Annotated in this window: 7 protein-coding genes; all 7 read right to left on the reverse strand. The window is 74.2% G+C overall.

Features of this window, described 5'->3' with window-relative positions; translation table 11 throughout:
• Positions 1 to 112 precede the first annotated feature (112 nt).
• The 7 genes from AB0J08_RS26585 to AB0J08_RS26615 all read right to left on the reverse strand — a co-directional run bounded on the left by AB0J08_RS26585 (position 113) and on the right by AB0J08_RS26615 (position 8,632).
• Positions 113 to 1,816 carry a hypothetical protein gene (locus AB0J08_RS26585; RefSeq protein WP_360639299.1) on the reverse strand — a complete coding sequence of 568 codons (1,704 nt, stop codon included), beginning with the start codon at positions 1,814 to 1,816 and terminating at the stop codon, positions 113 to 115.
• Between the two features lie 272 nt (positions 1,817 to 2,088).
• Complete coding sequence (locus AB0J08_RS26590; RefSeq protein ID WP_360639302.1) at positions 2,089 to 2,403, reverse strand: cupin domain-containing protein; 315 nt, start codon at positions 2,401 to 2,403, stop codon at positions 2,089 to 2,091.
• Between the two features lie 229 nt (positions 2,404 to 2,632).
• A complete protein-coding gene (locus AB0J08_RS26595) occupies positions 2,633 to 3,289 on the reverse strand; it encodes a YigZ family protein (protein ID WP_360639305.1) in 657 nt (218 codons plus the stop codon).
• A 127-nt stretch (positions 3,290 to 3,416) separates the two neighbouring features.
• Positions 3,417 to 4,706: an aldolase gene (locus tag AB0J08_RS26600; protein ID WP_360639308.1), complete on the reverse strand. Its 1,290-nt coding sequence runs from the start codon at positions 4,704 to 4,706 to the stop codon at positions 3,417 to 3,419.
• A gap of 131 nt (positions 4,707 to 4,837) precedes the next feature.
• Positions 4,838 to 6,394, reverse strand: a complete 1,557-nt coding sequence (locus tag AB0J08_RS26605; RefSeq protein WP_360639311.1) for a DUF2637 domain-containing protein — start codon at positions 6,392 to 6,394, stop codon at positions 4,838 to 4,840.
• A gap of 211 nt (positions 6,395 to 6,605) precedes the next feature.
• Positions 6,606 to 7,271, reverse strand: a complete 666-nt coding sequence (locus tag AB0J08_RS26610; RefSeq protein ID WP_360639314.1) for a response regulator transcription factor — start codon at positions 7,269 to 7,271, stop codon at positions 6,606 to 6,608.
• Positions 7,223 to 8,632: a histidine kinase gene (locus AB0J08_RS26615; protein ID WP_360639317.1), complete on the reverse strand. Its 1,410-nt coding sequence runs from the start codon at positions 8,630 to 8,632 to the stop codon at positions 7,223 to 7,225. The genes AB0J08_RS26610 and AB0J08_RS26615 overlap by 49 nt, the downstream gene beginning before the upstream one ends.
• Positions 8,633 to 8,894: the final 262 nt, after the last annotated feature.

The following is an 8,894-nucleotide window of genomic DNA, read 5'->3' on the forward strand; positions in this document are numbered from 1 at the left end:
GGTCGTCGTTCCCCCATGCTCGTCCGGCGCCTGCCCGGGGCGGCCGGCGAGCCCGCGGACCGCCCCTGCCGGACATTGTCCACCGAACGGGTGCACCGGTCAGCCAAGCCTCTCAGTTGGTCCGGGTGTTGGTCAGGTGCAGGCCGATGTAGCCGACGTAGATCCGGCCACTGCCGGAACAGTCGTCGAGGTAGTGCAGCCGGGGAGCCGTGCGCCCACCGCCGATCCGCAGGTGCGCACCCATGAACGCCCGCCGGGAGACGTCCACGCACTCCGGCACCGGCAGCATCCGCTCGCGTTTCCACTTGGTGTGGCTGAAGACCGTCCGCGACTCCCCGCGCACCGCCTTACGGGGCGGGAAGCGGTGGCAGCCGGCCGGGGTGTGCTCGCACCACTGCTTGAAGTCACCGCCCGCCTGACCGCGCACCGCCGCCTCGGCGTACTCCTGAAGGGCGGTCAGGCCGTCCCAGGTGAGCCGGGCCCAGCCCGCCCCGGTGCACCGCAGGTCGTCCAGGGCGAGCGCGCTCTTCTGGTCCCCGGTGAAGGTGAGCAGGGGGAACTCGCCCAACCTGGCCATCAGTTCGGTGAAGGTGCCCGGAGCCACCGGAAGGCCCGGTGCGCCCGGGCGGCCGGACGGCCCCGACCCGGCGGAACGCCGACCGGACGCGCCACCGGGGCCGATGCAGAGCCGACCGGCCAGCCCCCGGGGCTGAACGCCGCGGCGCAGCCCGGCGGCCGGCCCACCGGACGGCTCGTCTCCCGGCAGCGCCGGCCGACGGCCCTGGCGACGCTCCCGGCGCAGGCTGTGCCGCACCCGTTCCAGCTCGTCGGCCCTGGCCTGCTGCTCGGCGTGGTCCTGCTGCTCCTCGTGGGCGAGCGCCGCCCGGGCGCATGCGTCGTCCGGTCCGCTGTCCGCGCGGACCCCGGGCGCGGGCACCCGCAACACCGGGACGGCGGCCAACGGCGGGGGCAGCGGCTGCTCGGCGGCGAGCCGGCGCGGTTCGCGGGCCAGCAGCCCGGCCGCCCGGCGGAGGTCCTCCTCGATCCGGTGGCGGGCCAGCACCGGGTGGCGGGCGCCGTCCTGCCGGGAGGCCGGATCGACCTCGGGCAGATAGGTGCGCACCGCCCCGCCGTAGACGGTGTGGTACTCCAGCGCGACGTTGAACTCGGTACGGGCGCCCGGATCCAGCACGTAGACGGTGGCGAGGCCGGGCAGTTGCCGGCAGAGCGGGCGGACGACGTCCTCCACCCAGGCGTCGAGGGCGTGGTTGACGGGGACGCTGGCCACCACGGTGGGCAGCCGGCGCTCCGGATCGCAGAGTTCGTCGATGAGGCCGTCGACCTCGGCGGCGGTCAGCACCCGGGGCGCCAGTTGGACGGCGGCCGGCCCGTCGGCGGCGTCGAGCAGCGGCAGCAGGCCGCAGGCGAGTTCGGGCACCGGCACCCGGCACGGTGTCCGCACCCCGCTGCCGGTGGTGTGCGTCTCGGCCTCCAGCCGTACCCAGGTAGGGCCCTCGGCCCCGGTCGCCATGGTCAGTGTCAGCTGGTGGGTGCCGTGCGGGGCCGGGGTGCGCAGTCGGCGGCGGTCGTAGCGCCCGGCGCCGGGGCCGCCGCGCAGTGGACCGCCGTCGCGGTCGAGCAGGACCCGACCGCCCAGGCGCAGGCGCTCGACGGGGATCTCGGCGGCCTCGGCGGCGACGGGCCGGTGGGCGGCCGGTGGGGGCTCCTCGCAGCCCTCGTGCTTCAGCCAGGCGGCGAGGCGCTGATCGGCCAGGGCCACCGCGTCGGCGTGCGGGAGCGCGGTGGTGACGGTCATCCGATAGGGCGTCGCAGGGCCCCTGGGGCCGGGCAGACCGGCGCGGGCGGGCAACGAAGAGCGGTTCGAGGTCATGCGCATACCTCCGTGGTGCGGTGGTGGGGTCTGTCGTCCTCCATCGATGGGGGTGTGTTCGTCCGGTTCTGCCGGATCCTTGCCCAGGAAACGCCACGGCCCGGAGCGGAAGTTCCAACTCCGGGCCACGTCAATACGTTCGAGTGAATCTGCTCAAGCCACCCGCCGGGCGGGGCCGGCATCTGCTTCGGCCGGGTTCAGCCCTCGGCGGGCTCGGCGCCGCTGCGGCTCCACTCCGGCTCCGCGACCGGCACCGCCAGCGGACAGCCCTCCGGGACGTCGTAACCGGCGATCAGCACCACGGGGACGGTCCCGTGGTTGCGGCCGACGTGGACGTGGACCGGCCCCGCCTCCTCGACCAGCGACTCACCCGCACGGCTGACCTCGACCCGGCCGTCGTGCAGGATCCGGGTGAGCGTCCCGGACAGCACCACAACGTCGACCCGGCCCGGGTGGTAGTGCCAGCCGGTACTGGCGCCCGGGGGCAGGGTGATGGTCTGGACGACGGGCATCTCGGCTCGGCCTCCTGGTCGGCGATCCGCCCAGGCTAGGCAGGTGCGACAGGGGCGGAAACCGGCCCGACCCGATCTGTCCGAAAGTCTGTCCGGAACCCTCGGGCCGGTCGGCCCGGCTGGCCCGGCCGCCCTTCGCCCCGCGATCCTCGATCGTGCGGCCCCACGATCATGCGGCCCGCGACCCGTCACCGGGGCGCCCGCTCGGACCGGCGGAGCGGGTGCCCGCTCAGACCGGCACCTCGACGTACGTCCGGCCCGCCGCCACCGCCACCGCGGTACCGCCGGTCGCCTCCGCCAGCCAGGTGTGGAACCGCGCCACCTCGGGCTCCGGAACCCCGACCTCGATCCGCACCCCGGCCGCCTCGTACGCCAGGTCGCTCACCGCGTATCCGGCCGCCCGCAGGTCGTTCTCGACCCGCCCGGCCCGGGTGTGGTCCGCCGCGACCGCGAGCAGCGCCACCGGCCGCCGCTCCAGCAGCCCGACCTCGTCCACCGCCGCCGACACCGCGCTCCCGTAGGCCCGGACCAGTCCTCCGGCGCCGAGCTTGATCCCGCCGAAGTACCTGGTCACCACGGCCACCGTGTCGGTCAGTCCGCGTCGGCGCAGCACCTCCAGCATCGGTACGCCGGCCGTGCCGCCGGGCTCCCCGTCGTCGCTGGAGCGCTCGCGCCGCTGCTCGTCGCCGACCACGAAGGCGGTGCAGTTGTGCCGCGCGTCCCAGTACTGCTTGCGGATGCCCGCGATGAACGCCTGCGCCTCGTCCTCGTCGGTGACCCGGGCGAGGTGGCAGATGAAGCGGGACTTCTTGATCTCGATCTCGTGGCTGCCCGGGTGCCGGATGGTCAGGTACTGCCTCGGAGTCGGCTCCGGCGTGGCGGACATGGTGCGGCGGTTCTCCCGGGAGTCGGCGAAGGCTGGCGGCACCGCCCGACGTGGTTCGGGCGGTGCAGCCAGCCTAGTTGCCCACCGGAGCGACCGGCGGCCGGTCGGTGGCCGGCACCGGAGCGGGTCAGCGGCCGGCCAGCGCGTCCAGCCGGACGCGGTCCAGGCCGGTGAGCTCGACGACCTCTGCGAGGTCGACCGCACCGCAGTCCAGTCCGCGCAGCACGTAGCCGCTGAGCGCCCGGGCGGTCGCGGGCTCGTCCATCACGTCGCCGCCGGCCTTGGCGACGTACGCCGCCAGCCGGGCGGCGGCGGCCGCCAGGCCCTCCCGGTAGAAGGAGTAGACGGCGACGTACCGGGTCGGCAGGTGCGCCGGGTGCATGTCCCAGCCCTGGTAGTACGCACGGGCCAGCGAGCGGCGGACCAGGTCGTGGTGGAGCTTCCAGGCCGCGTGCACCTGCTCGGTGGAACCGGTCGGGATGACGTTGGTGGAGCCGTCGGAGAGCCGGACGCCGGTACCGGCGGCGGCCACCTGCATCACCGCCTTGGCGTGGTCGGCGGCCGGGTGGTCCATGCTCTGGTAGGCGGCACTGACCCCGCAGGAGGCGCTGTAGTCGAAGGTCCCGTAGTGCAGACCGGTGGCCCGTCCCTCGGCGGCCTCGATCATCCGCGCGACGGTGGCCCGGCCGTCGGGGCCGAGGATGGCCTGGGTGGTCTCGATCTGGATCTCGAAGCCGATCCGGCCGGCCGGCAGCCCGGCCGAGCGCTCGAAGTCCGCCAGCAACCGGACCAGCGCGGTGACCTGCTCGGCGTAGGTCACCTTGGGCAGCGTCAGCACCAGCCCCTCGGGCAGGCCCCCGGCGGCCAGCAGGGTGGCCAGGAACAACTCCAGGGTGCGGATGCCGCGGTCACGGACGGCCGCCTCCATGCACTTGATCCGGATGCCGACGTACGGCGGGGCGCTGCCGTCGGCCACCGCGGCCGCGATCAGCTCGGCGGCCCGGACGGCGGTCGCGTCCTCCTCGGCGTCGGGCCGGGGGCCGTAGCCGTCCTCGAAGTCGATCCGGAGGTCCTCGATCGGCTCCCGCTCCAGCTTGGCGCGGACCCGGGCGTGCACGTCGGCGAGCAGCGCGTCGTCCGCCACGGCGAGCGCACCGGCCAGGGCGGCCGGGGTGGCAGCGTGCGTGTCGAAGGCCTCCAGCGCCTGGCGGCCCCAGTCGCGGACGGTGTCGGCGCCGAAGGCGTCGGCCGGGACGTAGACGGTGTGCACCGGCTGGCGACTGCCGGCGTCGCCCGGGTAGCGGCGGGCCAGGTCGGCGTCGACCGGGGCGAGCAGCGCGTCCACGGCGGCACGGGCCGCTTCGGAGAACGAGGCTCCGCCCGCCGGCCCGGTACCGTCCAGCTCGACCTGCGACATCCGTACTCCTCCGTGCCGAACCAGCGCTTCAACAGTTTGTTGATGCGAAGGTAGCCCCGCCGGGGTCGGGCGTCAATGACCGACCGAGCGGTGGACGGGCAGGCGGGGCGGATCCCCGCCGGGTCGGCGGGTCAGTCCCGCCCGGCGGCGGCGTAGCGGTCGCGCAGCTCGGGGAAGAGCTCGGCGACGTCCTTGTGGTGCACCGAGCCGTCCGGCCGGGTGCCGGCCACGCCGTACTCCTTGGTCAGCCAGTCCGCCAGGCGCTGCGGATCGGGCTGGGCGTCGAACGTGTCGATGTAGCTGACCAGCGCCGCGTAACAGAGCTCGGGGTCGAGCCGCGACGGCGCCGGGCGCGGGGCGGAGTCGTCCTGGCGGCCGGGCTCCTGCGCGACGTCCGCCGCCGGGGCGAAGCCCTCCTCCTGCGGGTACTCGGCCTCGTCGGCGTACTCGGCGTACTCGGCGTCCTGGACGCGACCGGGCTCCGGCGGGACGTCCGCGTGGCCGGCGTCGTCCGGACCGGCCTGCGGACCGCTCCGGGGGACGCCCTGCGGGGCGACCTGCGCGACCGAACGGGCTGCCGGCCGGGGGTCGGGCTCGGGGACGGCGGGGCGCGGCGGCTTGAACCACGGCGAGGCCTGGCCCGGCACCCGGCCGCCCGGGGAGCTGTCACCCTGGGGCCCCGTGGTCCGCACCGGACGCTCGGTCCAGACGTTCAGCTCCTCCCGGGGCTGCGGCGGAGCCTGCTCCTCCTCCCCGACGGGCTCCTGGGAGGCCCGTAGCCGCACCGCGGCGAGCTTGGCGAGCATCGGTGCGGCCACCTCGGCGGGCACCGGCGCCACGGCGGGCGCGGTCGCCTCGGAGCGGGGCTGCGACGGCTCGGTCCGAGGCGGCTGCGCCGACTGCTGCGGGTGCGGCTGCGGCAGCTGCTGCGGCCGGGTTCCGCCGGCCGCGGTCGACGGGATGGCGGCAGCCGGCGTCCGGCTCTCCCGCAGCTCGGCGCTCTCGCGGGACTCCTCGTCCAGCCGGTCCAGCACCGCCGGATCCAGCGGCACGCCGTACTTGGCCAGCTTCAACGGCAGCAGCGCCTGGATCGGCGCGGAGCGGCGCCAGCCCCGGCCGTACCGGAAACGCAGCTGCGCCCGGTAGACGAGCCGGTTCTGCTCCAGCCGGACGACCTCGTCGTAGGAGCGCAGCTCCCAGAGCTTCATCCGCCGCCAGAGCCTGAACGTCGGCACCGGGGACAGCAGCCAGCGCATCAGGCGGACGGACTCCATGTGCCGGTCCGCCGTGATGGCGGCGATCCGGCCGACGGCGTGCCGGGAGGCCTCGACCACGACCACGAAGAGCACCGGGATGACCGCGTGCATGCCCATCCCGAGCGGGTCGCCCCAGGAAGCCGCCGCATTGAACGCGATGGTGGCGACGGTCAGCAGCCAGGCAGTCTGCCGCAGCAGCGGGAAGGGTATGCGGAGCCAGGTCAGGACGAGGTCCAGTGCGAGGAGCACGACGATGCCCGCGTCGACGCCGATCGGGAAGGCGTAGGAGAAGGCGCCGAAGCCCTTCTCGGACGCCAGCTCCCGCACCGCGTTGTACGAACCCGCGAAACCGATGCCCGAGATCAGGCAGGCCCCGGCGGCGACCAGGCCGAGCAGGCTCCGGTGGGCCTTGGTAAGAGGAGGGCGTGCCATAACGTCTATCAACCCCTGGGTGTCGGCTGCGGCCGTACGCTGCCTCGGCGGCCGGTTCCCCGTGGTCGGGGCGCCGGACGACTGAGCGGCCTCCGGGCTCGGCCCACCGGAGTTTACTCGTACAGCTGTTTCAGCGTCCTCGCAGCCCAGGGTGTCACTGCCCGCGGCATTCGCCGGGCGCCGGGCGGCTGCGGGCCGACCGGGCGGTGTGTCAGGAGGTCCGCTCCGACGTCCCGTTGAGGTAGGCGAGCACGGCCTGCACCCGGCGGTTGGCGTCGTCCGCGGGGGCGAGGTCGAGCTTGGTGAAGATGTTGGCGATGTGCTTCGCCACCGCACCGTCGCTCACCACCAGCCGGGCCGCGATCGCCGAGTTGGAGCAGCCCTCGGCCATCAGCTCCAGTACCTCCCGCTCGCGGGGCGAGAGCCGCTGGAGCGCTCCGGGACGGCGGGAGGTGCTCTGCATCAGCTTGGCGATCACGTCCGGGTCCATCGCCGTACCGCCGGCCGCCACCCGGCGGACCGCGTCGATGAACTGGTCGGCGTTGAACACCCGGTCCTTCAGCAGGTAGCCGACGCCACCGGTGCCGTCCGCCAGCAGCTCCCGCGCGTACAGCTGCTGCACATGCTGCGAGAGGACCAGCACCGGCAGGCCCGGGATCTCGCGGCGTGCCTGGAGCGCGGCCTGCAAGCCCTCGTCGGTGAGGGTCGGCGGCAGCCGGACGTCGACCACGGCGACGTCCGGACGGTGCGTCAGCAGCGCGTCCAGCAGTTCCGGGCCGGTCTCGACCGCCGCCGCGATGGTGAAGCCGTGGGCTTCCAGCAGCCGGATCAGGCCTTCGCGAAGGAGGTAGAGGTCCTCGGCGAGGACAACTCGCACGGCAGCTCCAAGGTGATGGTGGTCGGACCGCCCGACGTGCTGTCGATGGCGAGGACACCGTCGAAGGTACCCAACCGCCGCTCGATCCCGCGCAGGCCGGTGCCTCGGGTGGGATCCGCCACGCCGACACCGTCGTCCGTCACCGTGACCCGCAGGGTGCCGGCCCGGTAGAGGATGTCCACCCAGACCTGCTCGGCGCGCGAGTGCTTGGCGGCGTTGGCCATCAGCTCGCAGATGCTGAAGTAGACGGCCGCCTCCACCGGCGCCGGCGGGCGGTCCGGAAGGCTCACGCACACCTCGGTCGGCAGCGCGCTGTCCAGCGCCAACGCCCGGACCGCGTCGCCCAGCCCACGCTCGGCGAGGACCGGCGGGTGAATGCCGCGGACGAGGTCGCGAAGCTCCTGGAGCGCCCGGGCCGAGGACTGCCGGGCCTCGGAGAGGAGCTCGCGGGCGGCCGCCGGGTCGGTCTCCATCAGGTGCTCGATCGTGCCGAGGGTCATTCCGATCGCTACCAGCCGTGCCTGGGCGCCGTCGTGCAGGTCCCGCTCGATCCGGCGCAGTTCGGCCGCCTGGTCGCCGACCGCGTCCGCCCGGGTCTCGGTCAGCTCCGCCACCCGCTTGGTCAGCTGGGCGTGGGAGGCCCGACCGTCCTGGTCCAGCATCCGACGGGCGAGCTCCAGGTACCCGCGCACGGCGTACGGCGCCAGCAGCACGCCGAGCCCCATCAGCAGCAGCCCGAGGGCCACAGAGACCAGCGGGGAGGCACCGCCCGGATCGATCGGCCCGTACGTCCGGTAGTCCACCTGCGCGGTCAGCGCGTAGCCCGCCCCACCCAGCAGCAGACCGGCCACCGGCAGGACCACCACGCCTGCCGCGACCGGGCTGGTCACCAACCAGGCGATCTCCGACCGGGTGGCCCGGTCCCGGGCCGCCCAGTGCAGCAACCGGGCGAGCTTCGCGACGGCGTGGGACCGGTGGTACGAGTACCCCGTCCACCAGTGACCGCGCTCGTCCCGCTCCAGCGCCGGCCGGGGGGTGTACTCGACCGGCAGCCGGATCCCGTACCAGCGCACGAGCCAGCCACGCGTCCGGTTCGCGACCCGGCGCACCAACAGGCCGGCGACGGACGAGCCCGCGACGGCAGCCGCCACCAGCGCGAGCGGGGTGGCCAGGTAGTAGGGCTCCAGCATCGAGGAGACCGAGCCGCCGGCGAAGAACGCCGCCAGGAGCGGCAGCACCACGGTCGGCATCGCAACCAGCACCAGCAGCGCCAGCCGGACCAGGCCCCGGCCGCCCGCCGTGAAGGCGGCCTCGGTCTGGGCGCGCACGCTCGCGCCACTCGTTCGACTCGCTGCTGTCACGGATGCTCCTGAGGCCGGTACCGATCGTCGTTGTTCCAGTGTCCCCGGACCGCAGCGACGTGGCACTGGCCATCCCACCCGATTCCGGGGTGGACCTAGCACCACCTCCGGAGGCCTTCTAATCAAATGTCCGGAAACGCAAAGAACCCCCCACCCGGAATCGGGTGGGGGGTTCTCTGTGAATGATTGTTCGGCGGCGTCCTACTCTCCCACAGGGTCCCCCCTGCAGTACCATCGGCGCTGTGAGGCTTAGCTTCCGGGT

This window comes from Kitasatospora sp. NPDC050463 (assembly GCF_040655255.1).
Taxonomy (GTDB): Bacteria; Actinomycetota; Actinomycetes; order Streptomycetales; family Streptomycetaceae; genus Kitasatospora.

Bases quoted from the DNA above. Each gene is read 5' to 3' on its own strand.
- AB0J08_RS26595 (WP_360639305.1), bottom strand. From the start codon at position 3,289: ATGTCCGCCACGCCGGAGCCGACTCCGAGGCAGTACCTGACCATCCGG.
- AB0J08_RS26605 (WP_360639311.1), bottom strand. From the start codon at position 6,394: ATGGCACGCCCTCCTCTTACCAAGGCCCACCGGAGCCTGCTCGGCCTG.
- AB0J08_RS26590 (WP_360639302.1), bottom strand. From the start codon at position 2,403: ATGCCCGTCGTCCAGACCATCACCCTGCCCCCGGGCGCCAGTACCGGC.
- AB0J08_RS26600 (WP_360639308.1), bottom strand. From the start codon at position 4,706: ATGTCGCAGGTCGAGCTGGACGGTACCGGGCCGGCGGGCGGAGCCTCG.
- AB0J08_RS26585 (WP_360639299.1), bottom strand. From the start codon at position 1,816: ATGACCGTCACCACCGCGCTCCCGCACGCCGACGCGGTGGCCCTGGCC.